Genomic DNA, 14280 nt, shown 5'->3' on the forward strand with positions numbered 1-14280 from the left:
TTCCGCGTAAACCAGCAGCTTTTCCGGGGAGTTGCTGCGACTGGTTACAGCTTCTCGATCACGTAGTCGATGCACTTCGTGAGCGCCTCGACGTCCGCCGGGTCGATCGCCGGGAACATCGCGACGCGGAGCTGGTTGCGGCCGAGCTTGCGGTAGGGCTCGGTGTCGACGATGCCGTTGGCGCGCAGGACCTTGGCGACGGCGGCGGCGTCGATCTCGTCGTCGAAGTCGATCGTGCCGATGACCTGCGAGCGCTTGGCCGGGTCGGTGACGAACGGGGTGGCGTACTTGGACTCCTCCGCCCAGGAGTACAGCCGGGTCGACGAGTCCTTGGTGCGGCCCGCGGACCACGCCAGACCGCCCTGGCCGTTGATCCACTCCAGCTGCTCGTTGAGGAGGAAGAGGGTGGCGAGGGCCGGGGTGTTGTACGTCTGGTTCTTGCGGGAGTTGTCGATCGCCGTGGGGAGCGAGAAGAACTCCGGGACGTGGCGGCCGGAGGCGTGGATGCGCTCGGCGCGCTCGATGGCGGCCGGGGAGAACACGCCGATCCACAGGCCGCCGTCGGAGGCGAAGGACTTCTGCGGGGCGAAGTAGTAGACGTCGGTCTCGGCGATGTCGACGGGGAGGCCGCCGGCGCCGGAGGTGGCGTCCACCAGGACGAGGGAGCCCTCGTCGGCGCCCGCGACCCGCTTGATGGGGGCGGCGACACCGGTGGAGGTCTCGTTGTGGGTGAAGGCGTAGACGTCGACGCCCGCCTCGGCGACCGGCTCGGGGTGCGTGCCGGGGTCGCTCGCGATGACCGTGGGCTCGGCCAGCCAGGGCGCGAGCTTCGCGGCCTTGGCGAACTTGGAGCTGAACTCGCCGAAGTTCAGGTGCTGCGACTTGTTCTCGATCAGGCCGTGGGTCGCCACGTCCCAGAACGCGGTGGAGCCGCCGTTGCCGAGGATGACCTCGTAGCCCTCGGGGAGGGAGAACAGCTCGGAGATGCCCTCGCGCACCTTGCCGACCAGGTTCTTGACCGGGGCCTGCCGGTGGGACGTACCGAGGAGGGAGGTACCGGTGGCGGCCAGCGCGTCCAGCGCCTCCGTACGCACCTTGGAGGGGCCAGCGCCGAATCGTCCATCGGCGGGCTTGATGTCAGCGGGGATCTGGATATCAGCCACGAGCCGGAGGGTATCTCTTCGGTGAAACCGGACGGAAACGTGTCCGTTCGATGAGACGGGTTCTCCGGCCCGTGGACTTGTAAGGATCTACGAGGTCAGGCGCACCGGCAGCTCGAACAGATCGTTCTGCGTCACCACCGGCTTGTTGCGGAGTTCGGCTGCCGGGACCGCCAGGTCGAGGGCCGGGAAGCGCTCGTACAGCGCCGGCAGGGCCACCGCCGCCTCCAGACGGGACAGCGCCGCGCCCGGGCAGACGTGCGGGCCGTGGCCGAAGGAGATGTGCCGGTTCTCCGATGTGCGCGTGATGTCGAAGTCGCCGGCCGAAGGCCCATGGGCCTGCTCGTCCCGCCCGATCGCGCCGTACGACACGATCAGCGCGTCACCCGCAGGGAGGACCTTGTCGCCGACCGGTACGTCCTCCGTCGCGAAGCGGATGAGGACGTGGGAGGTCGGGGTGGAGTAGCGCAGGGTCTCCTCGATCACCGAGGACCAGTCGACCTCGCCGGCCAGGACCAGGGCGCGCTGGACGGGGTGGGCGGAGAGGTTGACGACCGCGTTGACGATGAGGGAGATCGTGGTCTCGTGGCCCGCCGCGACCATCAGCTGGAGGGTGGAGACGATCTCCTCGTCGGTGAGGTGGTCGCCGTTCTCGGAGGCGAGGATCAGGGCGGATGTCAGGTCGTCGCCCGGCTCGGCGCGCTTCGCGGCCACCGTCTCCGCCATGATTCCGGCCAGCTCGGTGAGGGTCGCGATGACCTCGGCGGGCGGGGTCTGCGTCGAGAAGAACTTCTCGAAGAGTTCCTTGAGACGGGGGAGCTTCGCCTCGTCTATGCCCATCAGGTCCGCGATGACGTACATGGGCAGGGGGTAGGCGAAGTCGGCCTTCAGGTCGACGACCTCGGCGGAGTCCGGCAGCCCGTCCAGCAGGCCCTGCGTCAGCTTCGAGATCCGCTCGCGCATCTGCTCCACCCGGCGCGGGGTGAGCGCCTGCGCCACCAGCGTGCGCATCCGGCGGTGGTCCGCGCCGTCGACGGTGAGCATGGAACGGCCGGGGTTGGCGAGCCCGATCAGCGGCCAGTCCGGGGCTATCTCGCCGCGCTGCCAGGCACCCCAGACGTTGATGTCCTTCACCAGACGGGGGTCTGTGAGCAGCGCGCGCGCCTCCGCGTGGCGGGTGACCGCCCACACCGGGACGCCGCCCGGCAGCTCGACGGCCGCGAGCGGGCCCGCCGCGCGCAGCCTGGCGCTCTCGCCCTCCAGGTCGGTGACGAAGGGGTCCAGCGCGATACGGGTCTCTTCGGTACCGGTGGTCATGCGGGGGTGCCTCCAAGGGGCGGGGTCGGAGTGCTGGGTCTTCCCGGGGGCAACCCCCCGGACCCCGGCCGGAAGACGGGCCGGCCGGGTGCGTCGGTGTTTCAGAGCGCGGGTACGGGGGTGAACCTCACGGGCAGTTCGCTCAGCCCCCGCAGCCAGGGGGACGGGCGCCGGGTCAGGGACTCGGCGGGGACGGCCAGATCGATGTCCGGCAGCCGGTCCAGTACGACCTCGATGCCCGTGCGCGCGATCACCTCCGCGACCTCCTGCGCCGGGAAGGGGCAGCGGTGCTCCCCGTGGCCGAAGGAGAAGTGGGCGTTGTTGCCGCCGGTGAGGGCGGAGCCGTCGGTGCGGACCTGGGGGTCGGAGTTTGCGCCCTGGAGGCCGAGCAGCAGCAGGTCGCCGGAGCGGATGCGGCGGCCGCCGAGCTGGGTGTCGCGGGAGGCCCAGCGGCCGGCCACGTTCTGGGTGGGGGTGTCCTCCCACAGGACCTCGTTCATGGCCTCGGCGACACTGTGCCGGCCGCCGAAGAGCGACGCCGCGAAACGGTCGTCCGTCAGCATCAGGCGCAGCGAGTTGCCGATCCAGTCGGCGGTCGGCTGGTGGCCCGCGGCCATCATGACCATGAGGTCCTGGGCGATCTCCTCGTCGGAGAAGCCGGAGCCCTCCGCTGAATTGGCCGTTGCGAGCATCCGTGAGACGACGTCGTCCGCCGGCTCCGCCTTCCGGTCGGCCAGCAACTGAGCCATGGAGGCGGCCAGGTGCTGCTGGCCCGCGAGCGCGCCCTCCCGCCCGTTGACCATGTCGTTGAGGGCGGTGACCAGGCCGGGGCCCTGCTCCTCCGCGAAGCCGTAGAGCGTGGCGAGGACGCGGACGGGCAGCAGTGCCGCGTAGTCCCCGACGATGTCCGTCTCACCCTTCGCGCAGATCGCGTCGATCAGTTCGTCGGCGAACCTCTCGGCGTGGGAGCGCAGTTCGAAGGGGTCGACGGCTTCGAGCGCGTCGCTGATCATCGCGGCGCGCTCGCGGTGGCGTTCGCCGACCGTGTAGAGGATGGAGGGCTGCTTGCGGCCGATCATCGGCAGCAGCGGCCAGTCGTCGGGGATGTGGTCCCACTGGTTCCACAGGTCGGAGTCCCGGCTGAACAGCACGGGATCGCCGGTGACCTGGTGCAGCTCGCGGTAGCCGAGCACCAGCCAGGCGGGGATGTCGCCGTCCAGCACGACCGGTGTCACGGCACCGTGGTCGCGCCGCATCTCCCGGTACAGCTCGGCGGGTTCGGTCTGGAACCGGGGCCCGCTGAGGGGCACGGGGGCGGGGGTCACAGCGCCAACTCCGGTGATCGGGGGATGGAGAGAGACTTGAGGTGCTCGACCAGGGTGATCAGCACCCGCTTGCTGGACTCCCGTGAACGGGCGTCGCAGTCGAGCAGCGGGACATGCGGGTCGAGGTCGAGGGCCTCGCGGATCTGCGCGGGGGTGTGGGCGGGCCCGCCGAAGTCGTTGCAGGCCACGATGAACGGGGTGCCGTGGTGCTCCAGCCGGTCGATGGCGTACCAGGAGTCGTCGATGCGCCGGGTGTCGACGAGGACGACCGCGCCGAGCGTGCCGGAGAACAGCCGGTCCCAGAGGAACCAGAAGCGTTCCTGCCCCGGCGCGCCGAACAGATACAGCACATTGCGGGCGTCCAGCGTGATGCGGCCGAAGTCGAAGGCGACGGTGGTCGCGGACTTGCCGCGCACCTCGCTGATGTCGTCGACCGCCTCGCCGGCCTGCGTCATCGTCTCCTCGGTGTTGAGGGGACGAATCTCGCTCACGGAGCGGACCAGGGTCGTCTTGCCGACGCCGAAGCCGCCGACGACCACGATCTTGAGGCCGTTGTCGGCCGACGCCTCCAGGGGCGTACGCGCGCCGTCCGTCGGGGAGGACGTACGCGCGTCAGAGGTTACGGAGTCCAACGAGCACCTGCTCCAGGATGTCGGGGTCGGGGAGACCGGAAGGAACAGTGGGCTGCGGGTGGCGGGCGCTGACGCGGCCCGCGGCGAGCAGGTCGGCGAGCAGGATGCGGGTGATGGACACCGGGAGTTTCAGCTCCGCGGCGATCTCCACGACCGCCGTCGGCCGGTCGCACAGCCGCAGGATCGCGGCGTGCTCCGACTGCATGCCCAGCACCGGATCGCACTCCGCGACCACCAGCGTCACCAGGTCGAAGGGGGTGTCGGGCCCGGACCGGCTGCGCCCTCCGGTGAGGGTGTACAGCCGGTCGGGCGCGTCGTCCCTGCCCGGACGGCTCATGACGTACGGGGCGGCGCGCTCAGGTGTTCGCCGAGTTGCTCCACGAGTTCGCTCATGTTGTGCCCGACCAGACCGGCGTCCGCGTCCTCGGCGGTGACGACGGCGAGGTGCGCTCCGTCGCCCGCCTCCACGATGAACAGGACCCCGCCGTAGAACTCGGCCATGGCCGAACGCACACCCCCGCTGCCGTCACCGAACTCCATGGACGCGCCGTGGGACAGCGACTGGATGCCGGCGGCGATCGCGGCGAGCTGGTCGGCCTGGTCGACCGAGAGTTCCGGGGTGCGGCACAACTTCAGGCCGTCGCGGGAGAGCACGAGCGCGTGCCGGGCGCCCGGGGTGCGCTCAAGGAGGCCCTCGATGAGCCAGGAGAGCTTCTCGTCGGCGGTGATGGTGCCGGTCATGGGGTGGTGTCGCCTTCCGGGTGCGCGTGCGAGTGCGGCTGCGGCTGTGAGTTCGAGGGGGTGGCGGGGGCTGTGTCCCGTACGGCTTCGTCGGCCCGTACGGCTTCCTTGTCCTGTACGGCGTCCTGTACGGCTTCTTCTTGTCCTGCTGCGTCTCGTACGGCGTCCTCGGCGCCCGCCGCCGTGCCGCGTACCGCCTGGCGGAAGCTGCTGAAGCGGGCCGCCGTCCTCGCCTTGGAGGTGTCGGTGGTACGGGGTTCCGGGTCGGCCTGGGGCGGCGTGGCGTGCGTGCGGCTGCGCTCGGCGTGCGCGAGGGTGCGGCCGCGGCGGCGCTTGGGGAGGTTGTCGGCCGCCGGGGGAACCGGCTCGTGCCGGGGCGAGCCGTGGGTGGGGACCGGGTCCGGGTCGAGGTCGCCGGCGGCGCGGGCGGCGGCGTACGACACCTGGGAAGCCTCGGAAGCCGGGGAGGCAGGGGAGGCAGAGGAGGCCTCGGACTGCCGGGTTGCCCGGAGCAGGGGCTCCACGGCGTAGTCCTCGTCGTCGTTGAGGGCTCGGGGCTTCGGGGGAGTCGAAGCCGGCACCGTCTGCTCGGGGTCCGCCGGCAGGGGGGCGGTCGCAAGCGTGAGGAGGTCCTGGGGGATGAGCACCAGGACGCCCGTGCCGCCGCGCGCGGAGGGGCGGAAGGACACCTTCAGACCGTGCTTGCGGGCGAGTCGGCCGACCACCGCGAGGCCGAGCCGGGTGCCGGTGAGCCCGCCGAGCTCGGCGGTGCTGCCGGCGTCCCCGGACACCGCGCGCTCGGCGCGGCGCAGCTGGACGTCGCCCATGACCAGGCCGCTGTCCTCGACGGAGACGATGACGCCGGCCGGCACCTCCTCGACGTACACATGTACTTCGGCGGTCGGCGGCGAGAAGTTCGCGGCGTTGTCGAGGAGTTCGGCGAGGGCGTGCATGACGCCCTCGGCGGCGTGTCCGGCGACGGCGGCGTCGCTGGCGGAGTGCACGCGCACGCGCTGGTAGCCGCCGATGCGGCCCATCGCGCCGCGCAGGATCGACTCCATGACGATGGGGCGTGCCCAGCGGCGGCCCGAGCGCGCGCCGGTGAGAACGGCGACGGAGTCGGCGAGGCGGCCGGCCTGTGCGGTGCGGTGGTCGAGGTGGAGGAGGTCGGCGAGGACCTCCTCGTCGGAGTGCCGCTCCTCCATGGTGCGCAGGTCGGCGAGCATGCCGGTGGCCAGGGCCTGCATCCGGCCCGCCGCGTTGGCGGTCGCGGAGATGGCGGCGGCGCGGTCACCGGTGGCCCGCCGGGCGCGCTCCGTCAGCCGGACGTTCTCCTCGGCGAGGCGGGCGCGTTCGCCGGTGAGGTGCTGCCGCTCGGCGGTGAACTCCTCCGTGAGGCGGGCGCGTTCCTGCGCCGCGGACTCCGTCAGCTGCGCGCGTTCCCGTGCCGCCGCCTCGGTCAGGCGGCCCCGCTCGCGGGCGGAGTCGTCGGCCAGCCGGGCCCGCTCCTGACGGAACTCCTCGGCCAGCCGGGCCCGTTCCTGAAGGAGCCGTCCGGCGTCCTGGGTCACGGCGTCGAGACGGCGGCGTACCAGTTTCGCCGTCTGCGTGGCGCGGGCGGCCACCGCGACGGCCGCGCACAGCAGCACCGCGGCCGCGCCCGCGCCCCAGGCGAGGGGTGTGCGCACCGAGTCGGGCGCCAGGGCGACCGCGACGGCCACCGCGAGCGCGGCCGGGACGGCGGCGATCAGCGGAGCGGGCGCGACGGCGCGGAGGGTGGGTCGTTCGCCGGAGGGGGTGGGGGCGGTCATCTATCGGTCCTCGGTCGTGTCCTGGAAGAGAACGTGTCCTCGGTCGGGTCCTGGAAGAAGCCGTGTCCTCGGTCGTGTCCTGGGCGAGAAGCGACACCTGGTGCTCAACTGGCGGTCACTATATGAGAGTTCGTGATCGAATTGGGAAGGTTCTGGAAGCGGTTTCATGATCCGGACGTAATTCGCGGGTGCGGCTGACCGCCACTGTCGGTGCCCGGCGGCATTCTGGGGGGATGACGGATCTCGGAGGGCTGCGGGCCGGGCTGGCGAAGGCCGTGCGCGGCGAGGTCGCCTTCGACGCGACCGCGCGGGCGCTGACCACCATGGACGCGTCCAACTACCGGCGCGTCCCGCTCGGTGTCGTGTCCCCGCGCGACGCCGACGACGTGGCGGCGGCCCTCGCCGTGTGCCGGGCGCACGGTGTGCCGGTCGTGCCGCGCGGCGGCGGCACCTCGATCGCCGGGCAGGCCACGGGCACGGGCATCGTCCTGGACCTCACCCGTCACATGAACCGGATCGTGTCGCTCGACGCGGAGAGCCGTACGGCCGTGGTCCAGCCCGGCGTCGTCCTGGACCGCCTCCAGGACGCCGCCGCCCCGCACGGCCTGCGTTTCGGCCCCGACCCCGCGACCCACAGCCGCTGCACCCTCGGCGGAATGATCGGCAACAACTCGTGCGGATCCCACTCGGTGGCCTGGGGCACGACGGCGGACAGCGTGCGGGAGCTGTCGGTCGTCACCGGACAGGGGGCCCGCGCCACGCTCGGGCAGCACTGGGCGGGCGCGCCGGACGGTCTCCGGGCCCTGGTGGAGGGCGAGTTGGCGCGTCTGCGTACCGGCTTCCCGGACCTTCCGCGACGTATCTCCGGCTATGCCCTGGACGCCCTGCTCCCCGAGAGGGGCGCGGACGTCGCCCGCTCCTTCTGCGGCTCCGAGGGCACCTGGGGGGTGCTGACCGAGGCGGTCGTACGACTGGTGGAGGCACCGCGCGCGCGGGCGCTGGCCGTGCTGGCGTACCCGGACGAGAGCGCGGCGGCGGAGGCGGCCGCGGGGCTGCTGCCGCACGCGCCGCTGACGGTGGAGGGGATGGCCGCGGACCTCGTGCCGGCTGACGCGGGGCTGCCCCGGGGCGGCGCCTGGCTGTTCGTGGAGACGGGCGGCGCGTCGCAGGCGGAGGCACGCGCGCGCGGGGACGCGATCGTGCGGGCCGCGGACGTCCTGGACGCCGTGGTGGTCACCGACCCGGCGGGTCAGCGCGCCCTGTGGCGGCTGCGCGAGGACGCGAGCGGTACGGCGACCCGGATGCCCGACGGCAGCGAGGCCTGGCCCGGCTGGGAGGACTGCGCGGTGCCGCCGGCCCGGCTGGGCGCCTATCTCCGCGACTTCCGGGGCCTGTTGACGGCCCACGGGCTGCGCGGCACGCCGTACGGGCACTTCGGCGACGGCTGCATCCACGTGCGCATCGACTTCGACCTGATGACGGCACAGGGGGTGAGCCGCTTCCGGCGCTTCTCCGAGGAGCTCGCCGACGTGGTCGTCTCCCACGGCGGCTCCCTGTCCGGCGAGCACGGGGACGGCCAGGCGCGGGCCGAACTGCTGCCCAGGATGTACGGCTCCGAGATGGTCGGCCTCTTCGAGCGGGCGAAAGACCTCTGGGACCCCGACGGCCTGCTCAACCCGGGAATGCTCGTACGGCCGCACCGGCTGGACGAGAACCTGCGGTTCGCGGCGCTGCCGTCGAAGCCGGTGGACGTGGAGTTCGGATACCCGGCGGACGGCGGGGACTTCTCGGCGGCGGTCCGCAGATGCGTGGGGGTCGCCAAGTGCCGTACGGCGGAGAGCACTTCGGGGAGCGTCATGTGCCCCTCCTTCCGGGTGACCGGCGAGGAGGAGCACTCCACGCGCGGGCGGGCGCGGCTGCTGCACGAGATGCTCGCGGGCGAGGTCGTGACGGACGGCTGGCGCTCGACGGAGGTCCGTGACGCGCTGGACCTGTGCTTGTCCTGCAAGGGATGCAGGTCCGACTGCCCGGTCGGCGTCGACATGGCCACGTACAAGGCGGAGTTCCTCCACCACCACTACGAGGGCCGGCGACGTCCCGCCGCGCACTACGTGATGGGGCGGCTGCCGGTGTGGCTGGCGGCGGTGACCCGGACGCGCTCGGCCCGGCTGGTCAACTCCCTCGCCTCGGTACGTCCGTTGGCCGCCGTGGCCAAACGGCTGGGCGGCATCGCGCCCGAACGGGAGATTCCGCGCCTGGCGCCCGAGACGTTCAGCCGGTGGTGGGGGCGGCGGTTCAAGGCGCAGGTGCGGCGGATGATGAGGGAGAGGGCGCAGGAGTTTCCCGGTGGCGCGGGAGACGACGACGAGGGCGCCGGGCCCCTCGACGAGAGAGACGAGGGCGCGGGGCCCTTCGACGAGGAGGACGACGACGCGGGGCCCTTCGGCGAGGGCCTCGGGGGCCCGCGTGAGGTGGCCTTCCTCTGGCCGGACACCTTCACGGAGTACCTCTCGCCGTCCGTGGGGCAGGCGGCCGTGCGGGTGCTGGAGGCGGCGGGCGTGGGCGTGCTGCTGACGCCGACGGTGGCGATGAGTAAGACGGCCGAGGGGCACGGCGCGTCGCTCCACACGGGCCCGTGGTCGGTGGGCCGCCGCGGCCGGGTCTGCTGCGGTCTGACGTATGTCTCCACCGGCCAGCTGGACCGCGCCCGTACGGTGATGCGCCGCACGCTCGACCTGATGGGCGTCTTCCTCGACCCGGATCTCTACCCGCAGCCCCCCGCCGTCGTCGTCCTGGAACCGAGCTGCGCCGCCGCCCTCCGCACCGACCTCCCGGAACTGCTGCACGACGATCCCCGCGCGGCACGGCTGGCGGCGGCGGTGCTGACGTTCGCCGAGGCCCTGGAACGCCTCGCCCCGGACTGGACACCACCCCCGGTGAACCGCCCGGCCGTCGGCCAGACCCACTGCCACCAGCACGCGGTCCTCGGCGACGCGGCCGACCGCCGGCTGCGCGAGGCGGCGGGCCTGACCGGCACCCTCGCGGGCGGCTGCTGCGGCCTCGCGGGCAACTTCGGCTTCGAGAGGGGCCATTACGCGGTCTCGGCGGCCTGCGCGGAGGAGCAACTGCTCCCGGCGGTACGGGAGGCCACCGACGACACGGTGATCCTGGCGGACGGCTTCTCCTGCCGTACACAGGTGGAGCAGCTGGCGGGGCGGCGGGGGCGGCGGGGGCGGCATCTGGCGGAGGTGCTGGCGGAGGCGCTGGCAGAGGGGTGAACGGAGCGGCTGCGCGAGGGGCGAACACCCAGACCGGGGAGGGTGACCTCGGCTGGGAGTGGGCCCATGCCGAACCTCGTCGACCGAGCCGCCGTCCTCTCCGGCATCCATGGTGTGCTCCCCGCGCTGGAAGCCATGCCGGCCACGAACCGGACGTGACCGCCGCGGACCGCATCGTGCTCATCGGTGACATCGCAGCGCGTCCGCGACCTGTGGAGGTTCTCGACCTGCCGGCGCGACAGGGAGACCGGGTCGTCCGGATTGCGGGAGACGACGACCGCGACCTGGTCGGGTACCGCCACGGCCGGCGCACATCGAACCCGGACCCGATCGCGCCCCGGGGCGCCGAAACCAACTCCGCGACGACCAGGTCGACTTCCTGGCCGCCCTTCCGAACCCCGGGCAGCGTCGGCATGCCGTACGGCCGCCCCGGAGCCCACTGGTCGCTCCTCGGCCCGGGTGTCACCCTGCGCACGACACCCTTCGACATCCCGGCGGCGACCACCCGTGCATCGGCCCGGCTATGGCTGTGCCACAGACTCGCTGGGCAGGGCTCGTCGTCGAGCCGGTCCCGCAACGACCGGTAGGGACGCCCTGAAGACACGGCGCCGGACTGGGAGCGCGGGAAGGGCGTGGGCGGTGTGCGTCAAGGCGCTGTGGTGTGGCGGCACATGCTGTGACGCGTGCCGACTCGGCAATACGCGAGCGAGCGCCGTGAGGCGCGTTCTGCCCTCGACGGCCGCCGTTGGGTCGTTCTGCAGGCGGACGGGTACGGACGGCATCAGCGGTCGTGCGATCCCGAGCATTCCGCCCGAAAAGATCCGTCCCCGTCGCCCATTCCTCTTGGCCTGCGGATGGGCGGGCCCACTCACCGCGTGTCCCTTCCCGACCGGAAGTGCCAGAGCGTCTTTGCGTTCCTGGATGTGCTGGAACCGGCAGATGATGTCTGCCGCGTGAGAGGCGTCTGTCATGGATCCGGTGGCGAGCCGGTACTTCGCATCCAGAAGATCGTGGTAGATGGCGCTGTAGGCGCTGCACAGCTTGATGGATTCGTCGGCGCGATCGCTGAGTCCGCCGGCGTGGGGGGCGATGATCGTGAACGCCGCGAGGCTTGCCAGCGCAGAGACGAGTACCTGGGCGCTGAGCTGCGAGGACTCTGCGATGACGGGCCAGGCGAGGAGTCCTGCGGTGAGGCTGAGTACGGCGGAGGCGAGGGTGTACAGGCGGACTTTCTGCGCCAGGTGGGCAGCTTCCCGCGGCATTCTTTTGGCCCAGTAGCCTGCGTTTTCGATGCTTTGCTCGAGTAGCCGCGACATCATTGCGTCAGCCGGATTCTTCGACTGCCTAAATACCTTGGACAGCAGTTTCATGGCACTCTCACGATTGATGGGCAGTGCGTCGACAGTGATGGCACCGGCTCGCAACCCGTGACATCGACGCACATATGGTCTGCTTAAGTGACCCGCGTGCAGTAGCGCGGGTCGTTCCGCGTGATGCGTCGATGGGTGCGGTGCTTGTTCGTACCTGTGCCGCGTGCGCGCAGGCAGCAGCGACCGGAGGGCCTCACGGCCAGGTTCGAGAGCCTACGGATGTCCGAGTTCGTGTGCAGCGACATGCGGGGCGTTCGATAAACACTTAATGTGGCGTAACGGGTGTTACTGGGCGGGTGTCGCGCACGCGTTCAGCCTCCTGCGAGGGGGGCGTCCGTGGAGCAGTACTCAATGCCGGAGACCCCGGCCCGATTGCGGCGGGCCGGGGTCTCCGTGTTGTGCGGGTGCTGCTGTTAGTACGAGTCGTGGTGGTCATCGATCACGCGGAAGCTGCCCACCACACCGTCGCGGACCTTCAGGCCGCCGTGCAGGTGCCGCGGAGGCGTGACGCCGTTGCTGGTGCTGAACGCGCCGACCGTCGCGAGGGGCGAGCCGTTGTCGCAGGTGACACCGCGGAAGACCTCGACGGTCTTCCGGCTGTCGTTGCGGATGTTGAAGCTCTTGGAGCCCAGACCGCTGACGACGGTGATGCAGCCCTTGGAGTGGGCCGAGTACGTCCGCTCGTTGAATTCGATCCATCCTCCGTCTCCCTCGTTACCCTTCGACGCACCGCCGTCGCCGCCGAGGGGGGCTGCGGCGGGGGCCGCCTGCTGGACGGCGGGGGCGGCCTCGGGGGCCCCGGCGGCCGAGGCGTAGGTGACGCCCGTGGCGGCGAGGGCCGCGGCGGCCGCAACGGCGGCAGTCATGGCGATGTTGCGCGTGGTCATGGCGTTTTTCCCTGTCTCTGAGACATCGGCGACATCGGCTAGTGGCCGATCTGTGGATGAACGTACCGATAATCCGATTATCCGCCATATCCGACATGCGGAAAATGTGGCAAGAGGGATCGATTGGACTCATATGCGCATTCATCTGACGCCCGGAACGCACCTGATAAGTCTTCAACCTGCTGTGCACAGTGCCTACTTGACGCTTCGTTGGGATGCCGGGCGACTGATGACGACGGATCACCCTGTCGGAGCAGGGCGGCAGGGTTCCGTACGGGACACGCGCACGTTCTCTCTGTATGTCTGTCATCTGCGGTCCGCTGCACACCGCCCTGAATGGTCGTCATCGGCGCCGACGTCGCCGCTCCTCGTGCAGGCTGGGCCTGCCGCCGTACACGGCGAAGGCGGAGCCCGGCGCCGGAACGGCAGTGACAGGCCCGGCCGCCGTCGCGTCGTCGAGGACGACAGCACGGACCGCAGGCCGCAGGTTCACGGAAGGCATCCAGACACGCCGGTAGGAAGCCGGGGCGCCGAAGTCCCTAAGTACGCTGGCAATTCCACCCCCCATAAGGAGTGCCGCGTATGAGGCTCCGTCTGCAGGCCATCACCCGTGAAGAGCATCTGGCGTTCGTCGGGACGCGGGCCTCGGTCAGTCATATGCAGGTGCCGTCGTGGGGTGAGGTGAAGCCGGACTGGCGGGCGGAGAGCCTGGGGTGGTTCGACGGGGCGGGGCAGCTCGTCGGGGCGGGGCTGGTGCTGATGCGGCCGTTGCCGAAGGTGAAGCGGTATCTGGCGTATCTGCCGGAGGGCCCGGTCATCGACTGGTACGCGGCGGATCTCGCCGAGCGCTGGCTCGATCCGATGCTGGCGCACCTCAAGGCGCGGGGCGCGTTCTCGGTGAAGATGGGGCCGCCCGTGGTCGCACGCCGATGGAGCGCGGACGCGGTCAAGGCGGCGATCGCCGATCCGGCGGCGCGCCGGCTGGGGGACGCGGAGGCGACGACGTACGAGCCGGCGGCCTTCGGCGTTGCCGAGCGGCTGCGGAGCATGGGGTGGCAGCAGACCGAGGCCGGTGGTGAGGACGGGTTCGCGGCCGGACAGCCGCGGTACGTCTTCCAGGTGCCCTTCCGTGACCGGTCGTTGGAGGAGATCCACCGCGGGCTCAATCAGCAGTGGCGGCGGAACATCAAGAAGGCGGAGAAGGCCGGTGTGAAGGTGGTGCGGGGCGGCTACGACGACCTGCCCGCCTTCTACGAGCTCTACGCGGAGACCGCCGAGCGCGACTGCTTCATCCCCCGACCCCTGCCCTACTTCCAGCGCATGTGGACCGCACTGACCGCCGAGGACCCGAACCGCATGCGCCTCTACCTCGCCCACCACGACGGCGACGTCCTCGCCGCCGCCACGATGCTGACCGTCGGCGCACACGTCTGGTACTCCTACGGCGCCTCGACCAGTCGCAAGCGCGAGGTCCAGCCCAACAATGCCATCCAGTGGCGCATGATGGCCGACGCCCACGAACTCGGCGCCGCCGTCTACGACTTCCGCGGCATCACCGACACCCTGGAGGAGTCCAACCATCTCCTCGGCCTTCTCCGCTTCAAGGTCGGCTCGGGCGGCGAGGCCATCGAGTACCTCGGTGAGTGGGACTTCCCCCTCAACCGCCTGCTGCACAAGGCGCTGGACCTCTACATGGCGCGCCGCTGAGGTCCAGGAGACCGGCGGCAGAAAACAGAGCCGGCCCCCCGCCCCTTCCTCG

At 71.2% G+C, this 14280-nt stretch carries 12 protein-coding genes; 2 read left to right on the top strand and 10 right to left on the bottom strand.

Annotation, left to right across the window (positions count from 1 at the left end):
- Nucleotides 1-44: 44 nt before the first annotated feature.
- From serC to OIC96_RS26800, 7 genes are all read right to left on the bottom strand, one after another.
- A complete protein-coding gene (gene serC, locus OIC96_RS26770) occupies nt 45-1163 on the bottom strand; it encodes a phosphoserine transaminase (protein WP_330305414.1) in 1119 nt (372 codons plus the stop codon).
- 87 nt (nt 1164-1250) lie between these two features.
- Nucleotides 1251-2477 (bottom strand): cytochrome P450 family protein, encoded by a 1227-nt coding sequence (locus OIC96_RS26775; protein ID WP_330305413.1) that lies wholly within the window; start codon nt 2475-2477, stop codon nt 1251-1253.
- A gap of 101 nt (nt 2478-2578) precedes the next feature.
- On the bottom strand, nt 2579-3802 hold the full coding sequence (locus OIC96_RS26780; RefSeq protein WP_330305412.1) for a cytochrome P450: 1224 nt from the start codon (nt 3800-3802) through the stop codon (nt 2579-2581).
- Nucleotides 3799-4434, bottom strand: coding sequence for a GTP-binding protein (locus OIC96_RS26785; RefSeq protein WP_330305411.1), 636 nt, complete (start codon nt 4432-4434; stop codon nt 3799-3801). Before OIC96_RS26785 ends, OIC96_RS26780 begins: the two co-directional genes overlap by 4 nt.
- On the bottom strand, nt 4415-4771 hold the full coding sequence (locus tag OIC96_RS26790; RefSeq protein WP_330305410.1) for a DUF742 domain-containing protein: 357 nt from the start codon (nt 4769-4771) through the stop codon (nt 4415-4417). The genes OIC96_RS26785 and OIC96_RS26790 overlap by 20 nt, the downstream gene beginning before the upstream one ends.
- The gene (locus OIC96_RS26795) at nt 4768-5175 is read right to left on the bottom strand and encodes a roadblock/LC7 domain-containing protein (protein ID WP_330305409.1); all 408 of its coding nucleotides are present in this window, start codon (nt 5173-5175) and stop codon (nt 4768-4770) included. The genes OIC96_RS26790 and OIC96_RS26795 overlap by 4 nt, the downstream gene beginning before the upstream one ends.
- The gene (locus OIC96_RS26800) at nt 5172-6986 is read right to left on the bottom strand and encodes a sensor histidine kinase (RefSeq protein WP_330305408.1); all 1815 of its coding nucleotides are present in this window, start codon (nt 6984-6986) and stop codon (nt 5172-5174) included. Before OIC96_RS26800 ends, OIC96_RS26795 begins: the two co-directional genes overlap by 4 nt.
- A gap of 233 nt (nt 6987-7219) precedes the next feature.
- On the opposite strand from OIC96_RS26800, the gene OIC96_RS26805 reads away from it, so the two are divergent.
- Nucleotides 7220-10264, top strand: a complete 3045-nt coding sequence (locus OIC96_RS26805; RefSeq protein WP_330305407.1) for an FAD-binding and (Fe-S)-binding domain-containing protein — start codon at nt 7220-7222, stop codon at nt 10262-10264.
- Nucleotides 10265-10785: 521 nt separating this feature from the next.
- On the opposite strand, the gene OIC96_RS26810 is transcribed toward OIC96_RS26805, so the two are convergent.
- The 3 genes from OIC96_RS26810 to OIC96_RS26820 form a co-directional block, all read right to left on the bottom strand.
- Nucleotides 10786-11634: a hypothetical protein gene (locus tag OIC96_RS26810; protein WP_330305406.1), complete on the bottom strand. Its 849-nt coding sequence runs from the start codon at nt 11632-11634 to the stop codon at nt 10786-10788.
- A 413-nt stretch (nt 11635-12047) separates the two neighbouring features.
- Nucleotides 12048-12521, bottom strand: a complete 474-nt coding sequence (locus OIC96_RS26815) for a hypothetical protein (protein ID WP_330305405.1) — start codon at nt 12519-12521, stop codon at nt 12048-12050.
- Between the two features lie 343 nt (nt 12522-12864).
- Nucleotides 12865-13014 carry a hypothetical protein gene (locus OIC96_RS26820; protein ID WP_330305404.1) on the bottom strand — a complete coding sequence of 50 codons (150 nt, stop codon included), beginning with the start codon at nt 13012-13014 and terminating at the stop codon, nt 12865-12867.
- 89 nt (nt 13015-13103) lie between these two features.
- On the opposite strand from OIC96_RS26820, the gene OIC96_RS26825 reads away from it, so the two are divergent.
- Nucleotides 13104-14228, top strand: a complete 1125-nt coding sequence (locus OIC96_RS26825) for a lipid II:glycine glycyltransferase FemX (RefSeq protein WP_330305403.1) — start codon at nt 13104-13106, stop codon at nt 14226-14228.
- Nucleotides 14229-14280: the final 52 nt, after the last annotated feature.

The organism is Streptomyces sp. NBC_00775, assembly GCF_036347135.1.
GTDB classification, from domain to species: domain Bacteria; phylum Actinomycetota; class Actinomycetes; order Streptomycetales; family Streptomycetaceae; genus Streptomyces; species Streptomyces lutosisoli.

What these genes read in the sequence shown, in the direction of transcription:
- OIC96_RS26775 (WP_330305413.1), bottom strand. Translation starts at nt 2,477, where the DNA reads ATGACCACCGGTACCGAAGAGACCCGTATCGCGCTGGACCCCTTCGTC.
- OIC96_RS26790 (WP_330305410.1), bottom strand. Translation starts at nt 4,771, where the DNA reads ATGAGCCGTCCGGGCAGGGACGACGCGCCCGACCGGCTGTACACCCTC.
- OIC96_RS26795 (WP_330305409.1), bottom strand. Translation starts at nt 5,175, where the DNA reads ATGACCGGCACCATCACCGCCGACGAGAAGCTCTCCTGGCTCATCGAG.
- OIC96_RS26800 (WP_330305408.1), bottom strand. Translation starts at nt 6,986, where the DNA reads ATGACCGCCCCCACCCCCTCCGGCGAACGACCCACCCTCCGCGCCGTC.
- OIC96_RS26805 (WP_330305407.1), top strand. Translation starts at nt 7,220, where the DNA reads ATGACGGATCTCGGAGGGCTGCGGGCCGGGCTGGCGAAGGCCGTGCGC.
- OIC96_RS26810 (WP_330305406.1), bottom strand. Translation starts at nt 11,634, where the DNA reads ATGAAACTGCTGTCCAAGGTATTTAGGCAGTCGAAGAATCCGGCTGAC.
- OIC96_RS26815 (WP_330305405.1), bottom strand. Translation starts at nt 12,521, where the DNA reads ATGACCACGCGCAACATCGCCATGACTGCCGCCGTTGCGGCCGCCGCG.
- OIC96_RS26825 (WP_330305403.1), top strand. Translation starts at nt 13,104, where the DNA reads ATGAGGCTCCGTCTGCAGGCCATCACCCGTGAAGAGCATCTGGCGTTC.